This window comes from Ensifer sp. ENS07 (assembly GCF_014852185.1).
Lineage (GTDB): Bacteria > Pseudomonadota > Alphaproteobacteria > Rhizobiales > Rhizobiaceae > Ensifer > Ensifer adhaerens.
In genome coordinates this window covers 1-23430 of the sequence record NZ_JACVBE010000024.1, presented here as the reverse complement: position 1 = coordinate 23430, position 23430 = coordinate 1, and the positions used below count along the sequence as shown (strand labels likewise).

Sequence of the window (23430 nt, the reverse complement as noted above, 5' to 3'; positions counted from 1 at the left end):
CAGTTGCGCCAATCGGTGGGCAGGGGCTTTGTCGCCCTACTTCGGGCGGCGGAACTCCGTGTCGCGAGGAGGTTCAACCCCCTAAAATTAACCTATGTTTAAGCATGCGCTTTAAAATTGAGTTCTTCTGTAATAGTATTCGCGGCATGGGAGGGTGTGGGGCTCATTCGCGTCTTCTCTACCGAATGAACGAGGATGCGATGCGCTTTGTGTGATGCGCGGTCGTTTCTGTATGTATTGAATTTCGATATCAAATGTATTCGTTCCTAGCTGCATAAATTTAACTGCGTAATATCTCTGCGATTTTGCAATGTGGGTTTTTTTAAGTATCTAATTGTGGGCTGGCTTCCATGTGTATTTCCGTGGCATTTGTCGATGATCACCCTATTCTTCTTGATGGTTTAATCAGTGTTTTTTCTGGTAAGAGCGATCTGGAGATCGTTGCGAAGGGCGAGAACGCGGTTGACGCTTTAAGAATTGTCGAAGATCATTCTCCGCGCGTGCTCGTACTCGATCTCAGCATGCCGGGGGATGCCGTTGCGGCCATCGAGTTGATTGCTCGAAAGTACCAGGGCACGCGCATCATCGTCTTCACGGCGAATTCAAGCATAGAAACGGCGATCCAGGTGCTGAACTACGGTGTTGCCGGCTATGTGCTCAAGGGCAGCAGGGCCAGCGATCTGCATCAGGCGATCCGCATGGTCTATGACGGTGAGACTTTCATCTCGGCGGGGTTTGCCACAAAGGTCATCATGGCGATGAAGACCGCGGAGATGCGCCGGCGCGAACAGGCGCAACAACGCCTCAGTCTTCGTGAAGAGCAGATCGTTCGGCATCTGATGCGCGGCAGCACCAATCGGGAGATCGCGCGCTGTCTCGATATCAGCGAAAAGACGGTCAAGCACTACATGAGCGTGCTCATGCAGAAGCTCGATGCCAGGAACCGCCTTGAAGTCGTGCTGGCGGCCCAGCGGCTCGACGTGATCCCGAAGGTTGCCGGCGAGCGCGAGCGGATCAACTAGAGAATGTCGCGCAAAAGGGCGCAGCGGTTTTGCGATAACGACATTCGACAAATCAATAATCTAACGCACCGAGCCAGTCTGAAAGATCGCGACGCCCTTTAGGGCATCCGGCGGCTGGTGAACCGGTGAACGGCCAGCAAATTCGTTTGCGAGGCTGCGTCTTCGGCGAGAGGAATGCACCGACCCTGCCGGCGGTCCGGCTCACGTCTTGCGGCTTGTCGAAAGCTTCAGATGTCGCTGCGCCAGCAGGGCCGCTTCGACCCGGTTCTTGGCGCCGAGTTTGATGAGCAGTCGACCGACATGGAATTTCACCGTCTTGATCTGCACGCTCATTTCCTCGGCGATCGTCCGGTTGGTGCAGCCGCGTCCCAGCAGGCGGAAGACGATCGCCTCCTTCGGCGTCAGCTTGTCGACAAGCCGCTCCACCCGGTGGCCTTCGGTGCGGTTGCGAATGACGCCGAACAGGCGCATGCCAAGTGCGGGCGAAAGATAGGCTCGCCCCTCGGCAACGGTTGATATCGCCGTAATCAAGTCCAGTGCGGGAGCACCCTTGAGCACGTAGCCGGCCGCACCGGCATCAAGTGCCTCCAGCACGTCATCGTCCTCCTCCGACACCGTCAGCATCACGATCTTCGTGGTTGGCCATCGCGTCGAGATTTCACGGGCGGCGTCTATCCCGCTGCCGGGCATCGAGATGTCGAGCAGCGCCACGTTCGGAAGAAAGTCTTCCACGAGCCGGAGGGCATCCTCTTTCGAGCCTCCTTCGCCGACGACGGCAAAGCGCTTGTGCGCTGACAGTGCCTGCAGGACGCCCATTCGAAAGAGTGCGTGGTCGTCGACGACGATGACCGAAGATGGTTCATCCATCGAGCATTCCTCCTCCGAGATCCAGTGTCATCTGGAGCTCCGCCCCGTCCCGTCGATGTACGAACTTCAGCGTGCCGCCAAGGCTCTCCACCCGCTGTTGAAGACCGTGAATGCCGAGACCGCTGCCATCCGGCTTGTCGCTCGAACTGCTCTTGGCAGACGGGCCACCATTGTCGCGAACGCTGAGGTTCAGAACGGTGCCATCGATGCGGCAACGGATAGCCTGGCCCCGGCCGTTCGCATGCCGGTGGGCGTTGTTCAGGCCCTCCTGAACAAAACGGTAGATGCAGGTCTTGATAACAGGCGGGAGAGGCAACTTGCTGCCGCTGCCCTTGATGGCAACTTGGGTTCCCGTCCGCGCCTCGTGAAGTTTTGCTGCCCGCCCGATCACCTGGTCGAGGTCCAGATGCTCGATATCCGGTAGCAGCAGCGATCGCGCGATCAGGCGGATTTCCTTCAGGGCTTCTCCCAGCGTGCCACATATCACCTCCAGCGCCTCTTCACGCTCGGATCTGGACCGTGCGACGCGTACAGGCTCCGTCTGGAGGATGGCAAAGCCGATAAGCTGCGCCGGACCATCATGCAGATCCGCACCAATTCCGCGCGTCAGACGTTCGTTGGAGTCCGTCATGCGCAAGGAAGCGAGCCTTGCGCGATCGCGCAGGACGCGAATTTCTTCCGAAACCCGTTCGGCCTCCTCGGCGCGCTGCTCCAGCCGCAAACGCTGCCGCTCGATCGTTGCGCTGCCACGATGAACGATTGCGAGCAGCCCGAGCATGATGAGGGTGGATGCGCCGGCAACGACCGTCCAGCCGATCAGGCGAACCTCGAAGATCTCCCAGTGCAGGGTATCCGTATCTTCGTGTATCTCCGCGACCGCAACGACTTCGCCGGTATCGGACCGGCGCAGCGGACTGTAGATTTCCAGATAACGCGTGCTCAGGCTGCGCAGCGTATGTTCGCTGGCCGTCAGGTCCGCATATTCCGCGGCAACGTCGCCCTTGAGCGCGCGCAGAAGCCCCGGCGGCGGGTTGAAACGGCGGCCAATCAACTCCTTCGAGGTGGAGTAGGCGACCGACCCATCCGGCAGCCACAGCTCGAAGTAGGGAAAACGATCCTTGAACTGCGGCTCGGCAAAAAGCTTGTCGAGACGAAGCCGGCGTTCTGCCGAAAGCTGGCCCGACTGGGCAATCTCGTTTCCGGCCGGTTCGAGAATGCTCTGCATGAAGAGAGCCGTCGCAGCCGCGCGATCGACCGCCGCATTATGAGACACTTCGCGAGAGATGAGATAGCCGGAGACGGCTGCGACCAGAAAGATCAGCGCGCCGCAGGCAAGCAGGAACTGCATGGAGAGGGTCTGCCGGCCAAACCATTGTCGTATCGGCAGCAGCAACCGACGGCGGCCCACTAGCGCCGGCTCCGCTGGCGCGGCGAACTCATGCGAAATACCCCCTGAATGCTCAGTCACGCTGCGCGATTTCCTCTCGGATTGCGTGCCGCGGAAATGCAGTGCCCCGGCCAAGCCGCCCAGGCGATGATCGCACTATTCTGGCAAATTGAAAGACCTTCTCCAGTCAATTTCTACGGGAGAAAGAAGAACTGGACCTAAGTCCAGGTTTTTCATTGGACCAATGCCATGAGTGCACGTCCACTAGTCCGAAATCCGCTCCAACCTTCGTCGACAATCTCGTCCGACCTTGCGCCGTTTCTTTCGTCGGCGCCGCGGCTCACCATACGAGCATCAGAAGGCCTATTTCGGCTCACGAACGAGACACGAAAAGCAACCGGCGCGCCGGGGAGGACAGCCTCGCCGCCGGACCATGGAACTTTGTTTGAAAACGGGCGGCCGCGATTGCGGGGTGCTCCGATGGAGGGAAAAATGGTAAAGCTTAACCGGAACGACCTCGACTTCATCCTGACGCAGATCAAGATCGCCGAAGCCCACACGGCAGCCATCAACGGCGGCGCCGATCCGCGTGCCGCTCTCGAACAGCTGGTATCGAGCCCCCTTCTTCCCTACGGCCTCCGCACGGTCGATGGCTCATTCAACAACTTCCAGCCGAACATGACACAATTCGGCTCATCCGATGAAACGATGGTGCGGTTGCTGACGCCGAACTACGCGCCGGCCGAAATCAACCCGCGCAACGGGCAACAGACGAGCTATGCCGATCCGACGGGGTCCGTCTACGATAGCCAGCCACGGCTGATCTCCAACATCGTTGCCGACCAGTCGCTCGACAATCCCGCCGCGATAGCGGCAGCGCTTGCGTCCGTCGACATCAAGGGGGCGGAAGCCCTCGGCATTGTCCGCACGGTTATGGATCTGCAGGCAGTTGCACGCGCAGCGCATGCCGCCGTGGCGACGGCGGCTGCGAACGCTGCCGCCGCCGTCGCTGCCGCCAATGTCGTCGTCGCCAATGCTCAGACGGCGCAGGCAACGGCGCAGGCGACGTATGACGCAGCCGTCGTCGTCCAGTCGGGAGCAACGCAGGCACTCGCAAGCGCCAATGCCGCTCTGGCCTCGGCAATCGCGGCACGCGATGCCCATGCGCCTCTGGTCGCGACCGCCCAGGCGGCTGCCGCCACGGCACTTGCAGCCAGCCAGGCCGCAGCGTCGGCGGTGTCCGATGCAACGGATGCACGCAACATCGCCTTTGCCAATCTGGCCTTGGCCGAGCAGGCGGAGAGCGCCGCCCTCACGGCGTTCCAGAATGCGCCGACACCGCAAAACAGCGCGCTGTATCTCGCGGCCGTGGATGCACGAGAGGACGCCCAGATCGCCTACGATCTTTCGGTCGAGAATCTGGAAGACGCTTCGGCGGCACTGACGACTGCACAGGCGGAGCACGCGACCGCGGTGATCGTCCTGCAAGACGCTGTGGCCGAGCAACAAAGCCTGGCAAGCGCCGTCGACGGTGCCCAAAGCGCTGCAGCAAGCGCCTCTTCGGCGCTGGCGACCGCCGATGCGGTGCTGGACGCGGCAGCGGGGGACCTGGCGGACGCAACAGATGCCCTCGATGATGCGATTGCCGCGCGCGACGCAATTCCGACTGGAAGTGCCGCGACGGCAGCCGCCGAGGCCGCGGCCGCCGCGGCCGATGCCGCTGTCATCGATGAACTTTCGTCTCACGGTGTGACGATGGATGGCGACAACGTCTTCATCAAGAACGTTGCCGCCGACCTCGGCGACACCGCTTCGTTCAACGGGTTCATGACCATCTTCGGCCAGTTCTTCGACCACGGCCTCGACCTGACCTCGAAGGGCGGCAGCGGCAACGTCATCATTCCCCTGCAGCCGGATGATCCGCTCTATGTCCCGGGTAGTGCGACCAACTTCATGGTCCTTACCCGCGCGACCAATGACCCGGGCGCTGATGGTGTACTCGGAACGTCGGACGACATCCGCGATCACCGCAACGAGACCACACCGTGGATCGATCTCAACCAGGTCTATACGTCCAATCCATCGCACCAGGTCTTCCTGCGCCAGTATGTGCTTGTGGACGGCAAGCCCCTGGCAACGGGCGAGATGTTACACGGCGCAACGGGCGGACCGCCGACCTGGGCTGATATCAAGAACCAGGCAAGAGACCTGCTCGGCATCGAGCTCAGCGACCTGAACGTTCATAGTGTGCCGCTCCTGGTGACGGACCTCTACGGCGAATTCGTTCGCGGACCCAACGGCCTGCCGCTGATGATAACCGTCAACGGACCTGTCGAGGGCAATCTCGCGAACCCGATCGATGCAGTCACGGCGCTGAGCGCCGGCCGCGCCTTCCTCAACGACATCGCCCACAGCGCCGTACCGAGCGGTCCTGTCGATCACGACCGGAACCCGCAAACTGCTCCCGTTGCTGTTGTCGCGGACGACGACGATGTTGCCGGCAATCCGATCCTTCCGAACGCATTCGGCGTCAACGTCACCTATGACGATGAGTTGCTCGACGCCCACTTCGTCGTCGGCGACGGCCGCGGCAACGAGAACATCGCGCTGACGGCGACCCATTCGGTCTTCCACAGCGAGCACAACCGGCAGGTCAGCGCCATCAAGGCGACGGTGCTGGCCGAAGGAGATCTGGCGTTGCTCAACGAGTGGCTGCTGGTCGACGTGTCCACGTTCCCGACCAGTTCCACAGGCCTCGTATGGGATGGCGAGCGTCTCTTCCAGGCGGCGCGCTTCTCGACGGAAATGGTCTACCAGCACCTCGTATTCGAGGAGTTCGTCCGCGCCGTGGCGCCGCAGATCGATGCCTTCGTGTTCTCCCACTCCGTCGAGATCGACGGTGCGATCTTCGAGGAATTCGCCCAGGTCGTCTATCGCTTCGGCCACTCGATGCTTGCCGAAAACGTCGAGATGCTCACGCTGAACGCTCAAGGCGCGGCAACACCGCAGGAGCTCGGCCTGATCGAAGCCTTCCTCAACCCGCTGGCGTTCAACAATGCAGGCGTCGATGCTCACGCTGCCTCCGGCGCCATCATTCGCGGCATGACCCAGCAGGTCGGCAACGAGATCGACGAATTCGTGACCAGCGCGCTGCGCAACAACCTCGTCGGCCTGCCGCTGGACCTCGCGGCGGTCAACATCACCCGAGCGCGCGAAACCGGCATTCCCTCGCTCAACGAGGCGCGACGCCAGATCTACGAACAGACGAACGACAGCTACCTCAAGCCCTATGAGAGCTGGGCGGATTTCGCCCTGCACATCAAGAACCCGCTTTCGATCGTCAACTTCATCGCCGCCTACGGCACCCATGAAACGGTCCTCGCCGCCACCACGGCCGAGGCAAAGCGGGATGCCGCCTGGGACCTCGTGTTCGGCACGACCGGTGAAACGCCGGCGGACCGCCAGGCGCGGCTCGATTATCTGAACTCCACCGGCACATGGGCAGCGCGGGAAACCGGCCTCAACAAGGTGGACTTCTGGATCGGCGGCCTAGCCGAGGCGCTGATGCCCTTCGGCGGCATGCTGGGCTCGACCTTCACTTTCGTCTTCGAACTGCAGATCCAGAACCTCCAGAACGGCGACCGCTTCTACTATCTGAGCCGCACGCAAGGGCAGAACCTGCTCAACGAACTCGAGGCCGACAGTTTCGCCGACTTGATCCGCCGCAATACCGACACTGAGGACAGCGGCCTTCACATCAACGGCTCGGCCTTCCAGACGGCCGACTACATCATCACGATGGATCAGACCAAGCAGTGGAACCACGGGCTCGGCAATGCTGACCCGACCCGTGAAGCCGACGTGATTTCTGCGGTTACGGGCACCGATTCCCTCGTCGTTCGCGGCACCAATTACCTGCGCTTTACCGGTGAAGAGCACGTGGTGCTTGGCGGCACGAACACCGGCGAAACCCTGATCGGGGGTGCAGGCGACGACACGATCTGGGGCGAGGGCGGTGATGACCGCATCGAGGGCGGCTTCGGCGTCGACCATCTGCACGGCGGTGACGGCGACGACATCATCACGGACAGCGGCACCGACATCGGCGCAAGCGACGTCATCAAGGGCGAAGCCGGCGACGACGTCATCAATGGCGGCATGGGCCTCGACCTGATCTTCGGCGGCGACGGCAACGACGTGCTGGCCGGCGGGGAGGATCAGAAGACGCTTTCGGGTGGCCAGGGCAACGACTTCATCCGGGCGCCCACCGGGGGTGGCGGCGCCATTCTCGGCAACGAGGGCGACGACTGGATGGAAGCCCAGGGCAATATGACAACGCTCACGGGCGACAATTCGGAACTGTTCTTCAACTCCCGCATCATCGGCCATGACGTGATGATCGCGGGTGAGAACGATACCGATTTCGATGCAGAATCCGGCGACGACATCATGGTGCAAGGCATCGGCGTCAACCGCTCGAACGGCATGGCCGGCTTCGACTGGACCACGTTCAAGAACAACAACTACGACGCCGATGCGAACATGAACATCAGCATCTTCGTCAACCAGCAGAACAACATCCTGCGCGACCGTTATGATCTGGTCGAAGGGCTCTCTGGGTGGGATCGCAACGATACGCTCACCGGCCGGGACGTGGTCATCGGCGGTTACGATCCGAACGGCAATGCTGCTCAAGTCGACGCCGACGCTCCGATCGAGAGCTTCTCGAACGCGCTGCTAGAAAAGAATGTCGACCGGATCGCCGGGCTGCGCGAGCTCGTCGCCCACCTCCAGCGCTTCGACCTCTACAATCCGCACAACCTCGATGCGAACGGCATTCCGATCAACCCGGCGGGCGCAAAGGAGGTCGCCGTGATGGATACGTCCGACGGGTCGGACATCATCCTCGGCGGCGGCGGTTCGGACACGATCCGCGGCATGGGCGGAAATGACATCATCGACGGCGACAAGTGGCTGAACGTACGCATCCTCGTCTCGCCGCGTGAAGGTCAGGGCTGGTCTGCCTTCAGCGTCGACTCGATCGCCGACATCCAGAGCCGCCTGTTTTCGGGCGAGATCAAGCCAAGCCAGCTGCAGGTCATCCGCGAGATTGTCGACGGCGGCAAGGCCGGCGATGTCGACACAGCCGTCTATTACGACAACTTCGAGAACTACGAGATCACCTTCAATGCCGACGGCAGCGTGACGGTCGCCCACACAGACCCCACCGCCGGCGTCATCGACCCGGTAACCGGACGCAATCTCGAGGCCGAGGGGACCGACCGCCTCTTCAACATCGAACGCATCCAGTTTGCCGATCGGGTCCTCGACCTTCGTGGTCCTTCGCTCGACCTGCACGCTTTCGACAGCGGCAATTATCGCGATGCTTTCGGTTCCGCGAACTACGCCAACTCAAACGGATCGGCGACCTGGACTTCGCCATGGATTGAGACGGACGACCGCACGACAAACGTGGCGACGACGGGCGAAATCCGCGTCAATGGCGGACAGCTCGAATTCCGCCAGGACACAGGCGCCGGCTCTACGCCAGCGGGCGCCACGATCACCCGGACCGTCGATCTTTCCATGGTCGGCGCCGGCACTGCGACGCTGAGCTTCAGCTACGAAGAAAGCGGCCTCGACAACGGCGAAACCTTGCAGGTGCAGTTCTCCGCCGATGGCAACAACTTCACGACCATAGAGACGATTACCGGGGCATCGAACGATGGGACGGCAAACCTCTCGCTTGCGGGTCCGTTCACGGCCTCGTCTGCGATCCGCTTCGTCTTCAGCGGCGTGAACGGCAACACCGAAACCGTGCGGATCGACAATGTGAATGTCGAATACACCACGCCCGTCGACGACGGAACGACGGCCTGGAACGCGACCTTCACGGAAAACCAGGCAGCCGTCGGGATCTCGAGCCTCTCGGGCATCACCACGGACGAGACGATCGTCTCGGCACGCGTCGTGCTGAAGAACATGGCAGCGGGCGACGCGCTCTCGGCAACGACGGCCAACGGTCGCCCCGCGGCAATCGCGGTGTCGCAGGCAGTGATTGCCGGGGAACTCGTGCTGCTGCTCACAGGCGAGGCGAGTGCAGCCGATTACCAGCGCGCGCTGGACGCCGTCCGGTTCTCGAACACCTCGGATAACCCAGCCATCACGGCGCGGACCATCGAGGTGACGGTGAATGACGGCTTCCGGGACAGCCAGCCGGCGACCGCCACAATCAGCGTCGTTGCCGTGGACGATCCCATGATCGCCAACAACGATCGTATCGTGACGAACTGGACCAATGGCAATCCCTTCACGATCCCGAGCTGGGCGCTGCTCGCCAACGATGTTGATCCAGACAGCGCCATGGCGATTTCGGCGATCACGCAGGCGAACAGTCTCACGGCAACCCTCGGCCCGGATGGCGTCACGATCAACGACAACGGCGTTGCTGTCGGTGGCAGCTTCACCTACCGCGGAACCGGTACGGATACGGCAACCGTCGACGTGGTGCGCGATATCCTGGGCACAATCGACGGCGGGACCGGCAACGACATTCTCGTCGGCGACAATGCGGCAAACACGCTGAACGGCAACGCGGGCAATGACATTGTCTTTGCCGGTGGCGGCAATGACACGATCAACCAAAGCAGCACTCAAGGACGCGATATCATCGACGGCGGTGCGGGCAGCGACACCTATGTGCTTTCGGGCAGTGCCGGCGCCGAACTGTTCCGCATCTATGCCATCACCGCCGGCCAGAACGCCAACCTGGCAACAAGCCTGAACACGACGTTCCTGGCCTCGACGGAAATCGTGATCACCCGCACCGTCGGCGGCGTCGAAAGCGTCATCGCCGAGCTCGACAACATCGAGGAGATCAGCGTCAACACCCTGAACGTGACGAACAACAACAACAATGGCGGCCCGGACCAGGGCGTCAGTCAAGGCGACACGATCCAGGTCATCGGGAATTTCGACACGACCAGCCTGAATTACTCGACGATCACCGTCGAAGGCTCCGCCGGCAACGACGTGATCGACATTTCGAGCCTGTCTTCGGCGCACCGTATCATCTTCCGCAGCAATGGCGGTCAGGACACCATCGTCGGCGCGCTGCGGCCTCAGGATGTCATCGAGATCCCGACGGATGCCAATACTGCCGACTATGCTGAAACCGACAACGGCGACGGCACCAGAACCCTTTCGAGCGGCACGCACTCCATCACCTTCGTCGGCGACACGCCGACCCTCGTTTCCGGCGGAGACAATGATGATGATGATGATGATGATCATGATGATCATGATGACGAAGGCGGCTCGGACGATGACGGCGATGATGACCACTGCGGCTCGGGTGACGGCTCCGGTGACGCCGACGGCACACCCTTGCCGGTTGCGGCCCGCACGCTGATCGGCACGGCGGCCTCCGATGTGCTGCTCGGTGGGGCCGCCGGCGACATCCTGCTCGGTGGGGCATCGGCTGACATTCTCTCTGGCGACAGCGGCAACGACGTGTTGCGTGGCGAGGATGGCGACGATGTGCTGAGTGGCGGCGACGGCGATGACGTCGCTTCCGGTGGGGCCGGCAACGACGAAGTCCACGGCGGGGCTGGCGCCGACATGCTGTTCGGTAATGGCGGCGACGACCTTCTCTACGGCGATGCCGGCAACGACATCATCGAAGGCGGCGCCGGGGCGGACAAAGTCTGGGCCGGCGACGGCGACGACATCGTGCTTGCCACGCTCAACGACGGTTCCGACAGCTACTGGGGCGGCGATGGCGTCGACACGCTCGACTATTCGGCGGCGACCGGCAACCTGAAGGTGGATCTCGGCAACGGCTTCATGGGCCGCGGCCAGGTGGTGGGGGCCGAGGTCGGCACCGATACAATCTACGGGTTCGAGAATATCATCGCCGGTTCGGGTCACGACGAGATCACCGCCACGACGGCCGTCAACATCATGGACGGCGGGCTTGGTGACGACGTCTTCCGCTTCACGTCGGTGGCGGCGGCCGACGGCGACACGATCTACGGCTTCTCGCCGGGCGACCGGATCGACTTCTCGGCGATCGATGCGAACAGCGGGCAGGCCGGCAAACAGGGCTTCACGCTTTCCAGCGGCACGACGCTTTCAGGGGCGGGCCAGATCGTGGTCACGCACGAGACCCGCGACGGTGCCGACGTAACCGTGATCCGCGGCAGCGTCGATGGCGACCAGGATGCCGAGTTCGCACTGACGCTCGACGGCACCCACAACCTCAAGGTCGCCGACTTCAACGGCGTCTCCTGAACATGAAGCACACGTCCCGGCCGACTGACGTCGGCCGGGACGGCATGCGGGGCGGGCAAAAGGGGATCTCATCATGAGCAAGAAGAAAGAGCCGCAACACAAGATCGGCGGCATGCGCGGTATCCTGATTTATCTCTTCGGTCTTTCGGGCATCATCAACATCCTGGCGCTGACCGGCGCCTTCTACATGCTGCAGATCTATGACCGGGCGCTGACCAGCGGCAGCATCTCCACCCTGGTGGCGCTATCGGTACTCGCGGTCGGGCTTTACCTGTTCCAGGGCCTGTTCGATGTCATCCGCTCGCAGATCCTGGTGCGTCTCGGCGCGCGGCTCGATGCGGAACTGGCACCGCTCGCCCACAAGGTGGTGATCGAAATGCCGCGCTTCGGCTATTCGACCGCCGAGGCGACGGAACGCGGCCGCGATGTCGACACGCTGCGCGGCTTTCTCGCCGGCCAGGGGCCGGTGGCGCTGTTCGACCTGCCCTGGATCCCGATCTATCTCGCCTTCGTCTGGCTCCTGCATCCGATGCTGGGTTACCTCACGCTCGGCGGCGCCTTGGTTCTGGCGCTGCTGACGGTGATCGCCGAAGTGATGACGCGGCGCCATTCCAGCCCGACGATCAAGGCCTCCGTGGCGCGCAGCTCGATTGCCGAAAGCAATGCCCGCAACAGCGACGTGCTGCACGCCATGGGTATGACCGGCCGGGCCGTGGCGCGCTTCGAGAAGGCCAATCGTCGCCACCTCGACTGTCAGACCAAAACCTCGGACATCGGCGGCACCTTGTCGGGCCTGTCGAAGGTGCTGCGCATGATCCTGCAATCGGCGATCCTCGGGCTCGGCGCCTATCTGGCGATCCGCGGACAGATGTCGGCCGGCTCGATCATTGCCTCGTCGATCGTGACGGCCCGGGCACTGGCGCCGGTCACCTGGCAATCGCGCAGTGGAAGGGCGTCGTCGCCGCCCGCCGCAGCTATCACCGCCTCAACGAGACGCTCGGCGTGCTCGACGAACGCAGCGGCAATCTCGACCTGCCGGCGCCGCAGCAGAGCCTTAGCCTCGACAAGGTGACGACGGTTGCGCCTTCGACTGGCGCGGTGCTTCTGAGCGAGGTGAGCCTCGAACTGAAGGCCGGCCAGGCCGTGGGGCTGATTGGCCCGTCGGGTGGCGGCAAGACGACGCTCGCTCGCACCATACTCGGCATCTGGCCGGTGCTGCGCGGGGCTGTGCGCATCGACGGCGCCGATCTCAGTCAGTGGCCGGAGGGGCTGTTCAACCAGCATGTCGGCTACCTGCCGCAGGACGTGGCGCTGATGGATGGCACCGTGTCCGACAACATCTCGCGCTTCGCTGAAGCGCCGAATGCGCGGGCGATCATCCGCGCCGCCAAGGCCGCCGGCATTCACGAGATGATCGTGCACTTGCCGAATGGCTACCAGACCGAGCTTGGTCCCCATGGAACCGCCCTGTCCGCGGGCCAGAGACAGCGCATCGCCTTGGCACGCGCACTCTATGGAGACCCTTTTCTCGTGGTGCTCGACGAGCCCAACTCCAACCTGGACGCCGAAGGCGAGGAAGCGCTCAACCGGGCGATCTTCAATGTGCGCGAGCGCGGCGGCATCGTCGTCATCGTCGCCCATCGCCCGAGCGCCTTGCAGACGGTCGACATGATCGGCCTGGTGCAGGGCGGACGGCTGGTCGCCTTCGGTCCGAAGGAGGAGATCCTGCCGTCGCAAAAGACCCGGCCATTGGTGGTCGAAAAGACCCGGCGTGCGGATGCCGGCGGACAACCGCCGCAACGGGTGTCGGCGGCGGCTGAGTGAGAGACCTTAAGAGGTTCGGCCGCAGGCCGAGGAGGATGTCATGGACGAAAAGCTCATCCTGAAGCGCCCCGACAGCCAGCAGGCGATCGCGCCGATGAACCGGTACGAGATCGCGGACAAGCCCGGGCGCAAGCGTGGGCGGCTGGTGCTGTCGGCGCTGTTCCTCGGCGCGCTCGGTTCAGTGTTCGGCAGCAAGGAAGGCGAAAGCGAACCGGCGAAGCACGATCCGAATCCCGAGCCGGTCGGTCCCGGCCAGCCGAGCGATGTGCTCGACATGTCCGGGGCACTCGGGGCGATCGAGGATGCCGCCGCTTACGTGCAGGGGCTTCTGCAAGACCTGGCGTTTCCGGACGAGGCCTTGCCGTCAAGGCTCGGCCGCCTGCGCTCCTCTGTGCGGCTGGCTTTCGACGAGGGCCTGCCCACAACCGATCTCATCGACGAGCGGCCCTATAAGACAAGCGCGCGCCCCGCCAACGACAACGGCCCGCAGGGTTTCGATTTCCCCGGTCTGGCGTCCTTCGGCAGTTCGCCGTCCGGCCGGGTAGAGGACGACGATGCTGATGACGATGACGGCAGTCCCGGTGGCGGCGATGACGACGACGATGACGAGCCGGGTGGTCCTGGTGGTCCCGGCGATGGTGACGACGACGACGGCAGTGCCCGCAGCAATCGCCTTCCTGTCGTCACCGGACGCAATGTGCTCGCCAACGGCCTGATGAACCTCTCGGCCGTCATCCTGTTGAACGATCTTCTCGCCAACACGGTCGATCCGGACGACGACAGGCTGTCGATCGCCAACCTGACGGTATCGAATGGATCTATTCGCGCCTATGGCGAGGGCATGTGGCTCTATACGCCGGAACGCGGCGATCTCGGTGAGGTCACTTTCACCTATTCGGTCTCGGATGGCACCGGCCGTACCGTCAATGGTGCGCTGATGACGCTGATGGACTGGCCGGCGAACGAGATCAGGGGCACCGAAGGTGACGACGTGATGCGCGGCACGCCGCAAAAGGACATCATTGCGGCCCTTGGTGGCGACGACATCGTCTATGGCCGCGAGTCCGATGACACCATTTTGGGGGGCAGCGGCAACGACACGCTCATCGGCGGCGACGGCAACGACACGCTTTACGGTGAGGCCGGCAATGACCGTCTCTATGGCGGGCGCGGCAACGACATTCTGTTCGGCGGGATGGGGGACGATCACCTCTATGGGGAAGAGGGGGACGACATCCTGCTTGGTGAGGCCGGTGACGACTATCTCTCGGGCGGCGCGGGAAACGACCGCCTGTTCGGTGAGGAAGGTACCGATGTTATCGATGGCGATGCCGGCAACGACCTCGTCGACGGCGGGGCCGGTAGCGACCGGCTGACCGGTGGCTCCGGCGACGACACGGTGCTTGCCGGCGCCGGCGATGACATCATCGTCGCTGGCCTCACCGCCGATGAAACCCGCAGCGCATCGCCGCCCGCCAGCGATGGCGACGATCACTATTCCGGTGGCGAAGGCCACGACACGATCGATGCCAGTAGCGCACAGGAGACGGTCGTCATCGATCTCGTCGCAGGTACGGCCACCGGCGCGGAAATAGGCTCCGATACGATCGAGAGCATCGAAGACGTGATCGGCGGTTCCGGCGACGACCGGATCACCGGCGACGAGAACTGCAACACGCTGATCGGCAATGACGGCAACGACGTCATTGCCGGAAATGCCGGGGACGATACGCTGATTGGTGGCAATGGCGACGATGTCGTCTCGGGAGGCGCCGGCAATGACACGATCGTGGTCGTCGCCTTCGATGGCAGCGGCGAGGCCGACGATGACGGCAACGACAGCTATAGCGGCGGCGATGGCATCGACACGCTCGATCTGTCCGCGCTGGTGAAGGCGGTTCTCGCCGACATGGATGCCGGCATCGCCGAAGGCGACGAGATCGGCGAGGATCGCATCGAGGACTTCGAGATCATCGTCGGCGGGCGCGGCAACGACCGGATCTCCGGTAGCCGCGGTGACGACATGCTATTCGGTGGTAATGGCGACGACAGGCTGCGCGGCCGCGACGGCGATGACGTGCTCGTCGGCGGTGCTGGCGACGACGAACTGAAGGGCGAAGATGGCAACGACACCTTCGTCGTCGTTCTCCTGCCCGGCACCGACGACGGAGACGATACGATCGACGGCGGTGACGGCGTCGATCGCTACGATGCCTCCGCAGCGACACAGGCGGTGGTGATCGATCTCGACCGCGGCGTTGCCACGGGTGTCGAGATCTGCAACGACAGGTTGAGTTCCGTCGAGACCGCGATCGGCGGTAAGGGCAACGACATCATCGTCGCCAGCAATGCCGTCAACTTCCTGGCCGGTGGCGCAGGCGCAGATATCTTCGTCTTCCGCAGCCTCGCTGCCCTTGCCAATGGCGGGGAGGGGCGCGATGAGATCCGCGACTTCCAGGTCGGAGACCGCATCGATCTGTCGAAGATTGCCGAAGCCATCGGCGGCCTCGCCTTTGCGCCGTTTGCCGATGACGGCAGCCCGACGCCGGTCAACCGCATCACCTTCTATCACGAGACCTTCAGCGACAGCGAGCGCACGGTCGTGCGCGCCGTCATCGATCTCGAGCGCGACGAAGATCTCGAATTCCTGATCGCCGGCCGCCACGCGCTGACCGAGCAGGATTTCATTCTCGCCGCCATTGAGACGGCCGCGGAGCAGCAGAGAGACGCCGTCTAAGCAATCGCAAGCAACACCACCCGCATCAACCAGAGCTGTCACGCGTTACCGGGAGAAGGCCATGATCAGCAGAGAGAACGAGACCAAGACCACCAAGGTCGAAGACAAGATCGCACGGGACAGCAGCCAGTTCGGCATCACCTCGCGCATCGTCGTCTCCGCTGCCTTTGCCGCCACTCTGCTTTTCGGCGTCGGCGGTTGGGCCGCCCATGCCCGGCTTTCCGGGGCCGTCATCACCCAGGGCCAGGTCGCCATCTCCCAGCAGGTCAAGCTCATCCAGCACCGTGACGGCGGCATCGTTTCCGAGATTGCGGTGCGCAACGGCGACCAGGTCAAGAAGGGCGACGTGCTGATCCGCCTCGACGAGACGCAAACCCGGGTGGAGCTCGCGATCGTGCGCGGTCAGTTGCAGCAGTTCTACGCCATGCGCGCCCGGTTGAAGGCCGAGCGGGATGGCGAGGCCGCCGTGTCTTTCGATGGCCTCGATGTCAGCGAGGTGCTGAAGGTCAGCGAGCTCAAGCTGTTTGAGGCCAATCGCCGGATGATCACCAGCCAGGAAGAGCAGATGCGCCTGCAGATCACCCAGCTCGAAGAGCAGATCCGCGGCCTCAAGGCTCAGACCGGATCGAGCGACGCGGAAAGGGAGATCGTCGGGAAGGAGATCGCCAAACTCGAGACCTTGCTGAAGAGCGGCCTGGTGCCAGTCTCCGAACACCGTGATCTCCTGCGCCAGATGGCCCGGATCGACGGCTCCAAGGGGGAACTCGTGGCGCGGATCGCCGAGGCCGTCGGGCAGATCAGCGAACTGCGCATCAAGCTGCTCGCCATCGACCAGAACACCCGCAAGGAAACCCAGACCCAGATCGTCGGCATCGAGGCCAAGATCGCCGAACTCAGCGAGCGCGAGGTCGCCGCCCGCGACCGGCTGTCGCGCATGGAGGTGCGCGCGCCTGTCGATGGGCTCGTCTACGACCTGCAGGTCCATACCATCGGCGGCATCATCGCTCCCGGCGCCAGCGTGATGTCGATCGTGCCCGAGGATGACGACCTGACCGTCGAAATCCGCATCCCGCCGGCCGACATCGACCGTATCGCACCGGGCCAGGCCAGCCGCCTGCGCTTCACCGTCTTCAATCAGCGCACCACCCCGGAACTCGATGGCCAGGTCGGTGTGGTTGCCGCCGCAACAACCATCGATCGCGCCACCGGACAACCCTACTATCTCGCCACGGTCGACATCACCCAGGCGCTGAATAAGCTTGGCGACCGCAAGCTGATGCCGGGCATGCCGGTCGAAGTCTATGTCCAGACGGACGAGCGCACGGCCATCTCCTATCTAACAAAGCCCTTCACCGACCAAATGCTTCGAGCCTTCCGCGAGGAATGATTGCGTGCTTCACAGTGGAGGGAGCGCGCCCGCACTTTGTCCTTGAGCAGGGGGCCATAGAGGCGACCATGCATCGTCGCCTCTATCGCGAGCGCACCTATCAGAGGGACGCCTTGCGCACCTGGCGGACGCCGAGCGTGAGCCCTAAGGTGGTGACGTCGGCTGCGACGAGTGCGCCATGGAGGCGGCCTGTTTTTCCCAAGGAAAACGGCGTCCAGGGAAGCAATCACGAATTGCATGGCCGCGGGAAATAAATCTTCACTTGCCGCCTAGCTTCCGATAATGCGCGAGGGGTCTGCGCCTAAGAACCTGCGCGCATGAGGAGAACCATCTTGAATGTCGATGAGAAGCTGGAACCAATTCTAACGGAAGTGCTGAGGCGCAACGCCGGCGAGCTGGAATTTCACCAGGCCGTGCGGGAAGTGCTTGAAAGTCTGGGGCGTGTCATTGCCAAGCATCCGCGCTATGCGGAACAGGCCCTTATAGAACGGATCTGCGAACCCGAGCGGCAGATCATCTTCAGGGTGCCTTGGGTCGACGACGCCGGGCAGGTACAGATCAACCGCGGCTTCCGCGTGCAATTCAACTCCGCACTTGGGCCCTATAAGGGCGGGATACGCTTTCATCCTTCCGTCAACGTCGGGATCATCAAGTTCCTCGGCTTCGAGCAAACCTTCAAGAACGCCCTGACAGGCATGCCGATCGGCGGCGGCAAGGGCGGCTCCGACTTCAACCCGAGAGGGCGAACGGATGGGGAAATCATGCGATTTTGCCAGTCGTTCATGACCGAGCTCCACCGACATCTGGGCGAATACACGGACGTTCCTGCCGGCGATATCGGCGTCGGAGGCCGGGAGATCGGCTATATGTTCGGCCAGTACAAGCGGCTCACCAACCGGTATGAGGCCGGGGTGCTGACGGGCAAGGCGCTGATTTACGGCGGCTCGCGCGCACGCAAGGAGGCAACGGGCTTCGGTGCGACCTACTTCGTCCAGCGGATGCTCAGCACCAAGGGCCTCGATTTCGAAGGCAGGCGCGTGACCGTATCGGGATCCGGAAACGTCGCTATCTACACCATGGAAAAGGTCGCGGAGTTCGGTGGCAAGATCGTCGCATGCTCCGATTCCAACGGTTATGTCGTCGATGAGGACGGGATCGATCTCGAATTGGTCAAGCAGATCAAGGAGGTTCGCCGTGAGCGGATATCCGAGTACGCCAGGCTGAAAGGCTCCAGGGCACACTATGTCGAGGGCGGCTCCGTCTGGGACGTTCCTTGCGATGTCGCGATGCCCTCGGCGACCCAGAACGAGCTCACGGGCAAGGATGCCCGCACTCTGGTGAAGAATGGCGTCATCGCAGTAGGCGAGGGGGCAAACATGCCGTCGACCCCGGAAGCGGTTCGCATCTTTCAGGATGCAGGGGTCATGTTTGCCCCTGGCAAGGCCGCCAATGCGGGCGGTGTTGCGACATCGGCTCTCGAGATGCAGCAGAATGCCTCTCGCGACAGCTGGACATTCGAGCAAACCGAAACACGGCTTGCCATTATCATGCAGTCGATCCACGACCGTTGCGCCGAGACCGCCGAGGAATACGGGAACCCCGGCGACTATGTGCTCGGAGCCAACATCGCCGGCTTCGTGAGGGTCGCCGAAGCGATGGACGCGCTCGGCGTCATCTAATGCTTCTGCTGGAGGGAGCCGGCTTGCGCTGGCTTCCTTCAGTAATTCGTCGAAGCTCTTGGGGCTGAGACTGTAGTACCACCGGTCACGGCTAGTTTCGTGAGCATGGCGCGCGATCCTATGGGGAGGCCATACCACGCCGCCCGCGGATCCGGGTTGCGAGACGGTAGCAAGAGCCAATCGGCGCAGATAGAATTTATGAGGCGACGAGACCGTCGAAAACCTCGAGCATGGCATCGCTGATTGCCTGGCCGAGGGCGGCCGCGGTTTGCGACAGGGCTTCCTCGTCTGCGCCCTGGGCTGCGATTGCGAAGGCTGCGCCTTCTCCCGTCACGATTTCCTGAGCGCGCTGAATGGCCCAAAGGGCAAAGTCGTTACGATCGCTGATTTCTACCGTTTCCATGATTTCCTCTGATTGTCCGTGTGGAAGAATTCTTGTGGCTTTGCCGGGCGGCCGAGAGCCCGGGGTCGGCTTCATAACCGGTTTGGCCCATCTAACCGTCAACGGCATCGCTGCCAAAGCCCTAGAACCGGTTGCAGGGTGCTTTGAAGCCTTAAAATGGCATCCGGGCTATCCGCCCATTTCCGCCGACTGTCAATCCGCGGTTGATGCCGCTTTGCAATTGCCTTTGCCTTATCAAAGGCTTCGGGTCATCTTTTGAGAGACGTCGGCCTCCGTTGCGCTGCTGAAGTCGACAATCGTAAGCGCCTGTTTGCGGAGCATCTTTTAGCTTACGTCCCGCTCCGGCGCTTCACCAAAACCCGGGGAGAGTGACATTCCAACTTTGCAGGATCAGGACACTTTAACTTTGCGGTGGTGGTTCCAGATTGAATGCAACGATCGCGAGAAACCTACATGCTTTGACCCTTCATAGCCAACAGGTACTGGCTGAAGATCTCCTTCGGCGTCTGGAACCCGAGGCACTTGCGCGGGGTGGTGTTGAGACGGTCGCACAATGCTCGGATCTCCTGATTGGTCACATCCAGGACGACGGTCTCTGCCGGCAGGTAACGCCGAACACGCTTGTTGGTGTTCTCGACCGTGCCTTTCTGCCAGGGCGCTTGCGGGTCGCAGAACCAGACCGATGTTCCCATGCCCTTTTCCAGCTCGCGCCACGAGACGAATTCCAAACCGCGATAAAACGTCAGACTTTGCCGGGCGTGGGCGGGTAGGGGGCCGAGATGGCTGATCAGTTTGCCCTGTTATCGGCTTCGACCTTCGATCATTGTTGCGAAACAGAACCGTGTAGCGGCTCTTGCGCTCCACGACAGTGGCCATGTTGGCCGATCCATGTTCCTTCCTGAGGATCATCAGATCCGCCTCCCAATGACCAAAATCGCTGCGGGAGTTGATGCTGTCTGGCCGGTGACGGATGGCGCATTCAATTGGAAAGACGAGCCTTCTCGGCTTTCGCGCGTATCGGGGGCGTCGCTTGCGTCGTCGTTCCGGCAAGTGACGTCCCAGCTGCTGATCCTGACCTTCCGGAGAGTAAACGTACTGATAGATCGTCTCATGGCTCAGTTGCGCCGAGGACCCGCTGATGAGCCTTAGGCGACCTGAAATCTGTTCAGGTGACCACCCATCCTTCAAACGATCGATGACCGCGGCGCAAAGCTGCGGGTCGCGCAGAAGCTTCCGGTAGCGCCGACGCCGGTCCTCAGCCATCTGTTGAGCCGTCACGTGCCAATAGCCCTCGGCAATGGGGACTTCACGGTCGTGCCAGAAATTCCGTCGTAGCTCGCGGCAGATGGTCGAACGGTCCCGGCGCTGCGTCCGCGCGGTTTCCGCCTGGCTGATCTTCTTCTCATGCATCCGCGCAATGACGCCGCGTTCATCCATGCTCAACTGCACAAAAGAGCGGGCCACATCCATCCTCCTGAAACGATGGCCAATTTGCCTCCGTTGCATTTGAAAATGGAATCCGCGCGGTGTGAGTTCACGCCGAACTGCGACTTGCGCGTGCAACGCTAACCGACACGCCGCATTTGCGCGAGCAGTTTCTTGCGGAAGACTTCCGCGGGCGTTCGATAGCCGAGGCACTTTCGGGGCGTCGAGTTAAGCCGATCGCAAATGTCCTTCAGGTCACCGTCGGTGATCGATAGAGGATCCACCTCTCTCGAAAGCCATTTGCGAGCACGGCGATTGGTGTTCTCAACGGTGCCTTTTTGCCACGGCGCCTGCGGGTCGCAGAACCATGTCTGCGTTCCGATGCCAGCCTGGAGATACGGCCATTCGCTGAATTCGGTGCCACGGTCAAAGGTAATCGACCGGCGGGCGAGATGGGGCAGGGACTGCAGCGCCTGGATCAGCCCGTCCATGATCGGCTTCGATTGCCGGTCGTTGTTGCGCAGGAAGACGGCAAAGCGACTGACTCGTTCGACCAGCGACGTCACATTGGCCTTGCCGAACTTCTTGCGAAATTGAATGAGATCGCACTCCCAATGACCGAACTGCTTGCGCTCGTCGACCGCGTCAGGACGATGGAGAATGTTGAGTTCCGGGCTGAAACGGCGGCCGTAGCGCCGCCTGGCATGCCGCGGTCGACGTCTCGCGCGACGTTCCGGCAGATGCCGCCACAGCTTGATGGCAAGGCCGTCTGCGGAATAGGCGAATTTGTAGATCGTCTCGTAGCTGACGGAAATCGGATGACGCTCAAGCCGCATGCGGCCGGCGATCTGCTGCGGCGACCAGCCATGCATGATCCGCTCGATCACCGATCGGCGCACATGCGCAAACCGAGCAAGCTTGCGCAGCTTGGCTCTGCGCTCACGCGCCATCTCGTTGGCCGTGACACAGTAGTAGCCGCTGAGCTCCGGCATTTGCACATCGTCGAAAGCATTGCGGCTGAGTTCCCGGAGAATCGTCGAGCGATGCCGCCCAAGCTTCTCGGCGATCACAGTGACACTCAGGCCAGCCGCTCGCCACCGGCGATCCTACGACGTTCATCCATATCGATTTGGGAGTAGGTGCGTCTCATGAGCCATTCCTTGCGAGTGACAACCCATTGGTATCTATCGCAAGTCGCACTTCATCCTTGAACCCACCCGGCTGCAGATTTTGTGGCAGCCAAGTTGAACTGTCCGCTTTGGCGCAAAGTTAAAATGTCAATTTGAGCTGCCCTACGGCACGACGACCAGCCCCGATCTGACCGGCTGATCCGGTTGCAAGATCAGATCGGGGTGGGTGGTGGCCACCTCTTCGGCTTTAGCTTTGAGATGTTGCGATGACGGATCATTCCGCAGCATCAAGTCGGGAAAGGGCCTTCTCACGTCGCGCGATCACCACCGGATCGTTCGTGAAGTCCGTCCGCTTGCCCGGCTTGCGGCCACGCGGTTTGTAGCCATTCTTGTCGCTGTTCGTCTTCACGGCCGGCTGCGTCTGCTGGTCCTGACGTTCCTTAATGTAAGCCAGGACATCGGAAAGCCGCTTGTTCTCGGTGATCGCCGCATGCGTCACCCGCTGGTCCTTGTCGAACACCCTGTAGGACAGGGAATGGCCTTTCCACCGCACATCCAATCGGCCATCCGCATAGGCATAGGTTTCGACATAGCGACCAGCCAAACCGCGCGTCACCTCGGTCTCCTCGAGCATGATCCGCCGGCGCTCAAACGAAAACGTCAGTTGCGCTCCGACATAGCGCTGCTCGCGTTTGCACAGGATCTCGGCCAGCCGATCCGGTGCAAGGTTCATCGGCCGGTGCAGGTCATCGGGTCGGGCAGGGACAATGGCAAACCGCGCGTTGTAGTGCTCTATGAAGCCAGGCAAAAATGCATTGCCAGCCTCCATGTCGTCGAATCCCGAACACCGTCGCTGATCCGGTTGTTCGAGGGTCGGCCGATCGCCTTATGCCGGATTGAAGCCGCGCCGCCAGTGTTGATCCGCTCCAGCAGACGACGGACCTGACGGGTGCTCAGTTCAAGCACGCGCGCCGCCGACGCCAACGTCATGCGTCCGGCGATCACCTTCGACAAAACCTCAATCCGTTGCAGATCGCGCTCGCTCATCGCAATCAATCCCATCCGCAACCTCCCAGGTCATCAAAACCCGGGGAGAGTGACATTCCAACTTTGCAGGATCAGGACACTTTAACTTTGCGGCTACAGATTTTGTCAAAGCTGAATAGGGCTGCGACGTCGCCAGCCATTTAGAAATGCGACACTGCCCGCCGGCTTGCTCTGCCAGTCAGCCCCCGATCCGACCGGCTGGTCCGGGTTGAAAGGGCGGAGCGGGGGCG

General features: G+C 62.2%; 8 protein-coding genes and 4 pseudogenes. 6 read left to right on the top strand and 6 right to left on the bottom strand.

The features are described 5' to 3' along the window. Positions 1 to 350: 350 nt before the first annotated feature. On the top strand, positions 351 to 1022 hold the full coding sequence (locus IB277_RS36535) for a response regulator transcription factor (RefSeq protein ID WP_060520546.1): 672 nt from the start codon (positions 351 to 353) through the stop codon (positions 1020 to 1022). Between the two features lie 201 nt (positions 1023 to 1223). Here IB277_RS36535 and IB277_RS36530 read toward each other — a convergent pair whose 3' ends face one another. Next, a complete protein-coding gene (locus tag IB277_RS36530; protein WP_192373246.1) occupies positions 1224 to 1889 on the bottom strand; it encodes a response regulator transcription factor in 666 nt (221 codons plus the stop codon). Then, positions 1882 to 3357, bottom strand: a complete 1476-nt coding sequence (locus tag IB277_RS36525; protein ID WP_180316545.1) for a sensor histidine kinase — start codon at positions 3355 to 3357, stop codon at positions 1882 to 1884. The genes IB277_RS36530 and IB277_RS36525 overlap by 8 nt, the downstream gene beginning before the upstream one ends. 411 nt (positions 3358 to 3768) lie before the next feature. Between IB277_RS36525 and IB277_RS36520 the strand changes: the two genes are divergently transcribed. The 5 genes and pseudogenes from IB277_RS36520 to gdhA all read left to right on the top strand — a co-directional run bounded on the left by IB277_RS36520 (position 3769) and on the right by gdhA (position 19195). Next, positions 3769 to 11568, top strand: coding sequence for a peroxidase family protein (locus IB277_RS36520; RefSeq protein WP_192373244.1), 7800 nt, complete (start codon positions 3769 to 3771; stop codon positions 11566 to 11568). Positions 11569 to 11641: 73 nt separating this feature from the next. Beyond that, a pseudogene (locus IB277_RS36515) lies at positions 11642 to 13392 on the top strand (type I secretion system permease/ATPase). Between the two features lie 40 nt (positions 13393 to 13432). Beyond that, on the top strand, positions 13433 to 16129 hold the full coding sequence (locus IB277_RS36510; protein ID WP_089046066.1) for a cadherin-like domain-containing protein: 2697 nt from the start codon (positions 13433 to 13435) through the stop codon (positions 16127 to 16129). 61 nt (positions 16130 to 16190) lie between these two features. Then, positions 16191 to 17516, top strand: coding sequence for an HlyD family type I secretion periplasmic adaptor subunit (locus tag IB277_RS36505; RefSeq protein WP_060520540.1), 1326 nt, complete (start codon positions 16191 to 16193; stop codon positions 17514 to 17516). Positions 17517 to 17848: 332 nt separating this feature from the next. Further along, positions 17849 to 19195 (top strand): NADP-specific glutamate dehydrogenase, encoded by a 1347-nt coding sequence (gene gdhA, locus IB277_RS36500; protein ID WP_089046067.1) that lies wholly within the window; start codon positions 17849 to 17851, stop codon positions 19193 to 19195. A 196-nt stretch (positions 19196 to 19391) separates the two neighbouring features. On the opposite strand, the gene IB277_RS36495 is transcribed toward gdhA, so the two are convergent. From IB277_RS36495 to IB277_RS36480, 4 genes and pseudogenes are all read right to left on the bottom strand, one after another. Then, the gene (locus IB277_RS36495) at positions 19392 to 19598 is read right to left on the bottom strand and encodes a hypothetical protein (protein ID WP_060520539.1); all 207 of its coding nucleotides are present in this window, start codon (positions 19596 to 19598) and stop codon (positions 19392 to 19394) included. Between the two features lie 449 nt (positions 19599 to 20047). Further along, a pseudogene (locus IB277_RS36490) lies at positions 20048 to 21062 on the bottom strand (IS30 family transposase). A 101-nt stretch (positions 21063 to 21163) separates the two neighbouring features. Continuing rightward, positions 21164 to 22173, bottom strand: a pseudogene (locus IB277_RS36485) (IS30 family transposase). Between the two features lie 254 nt (positions 22174 to 22427). Then, positions 22428 to 23215: pseudogene (locus IB277_RS36480) on the bottom strand (helix-turn-helix domain-containing protein). Positions 23216 to 23430 lie beyond the last annotated feature (215 nt).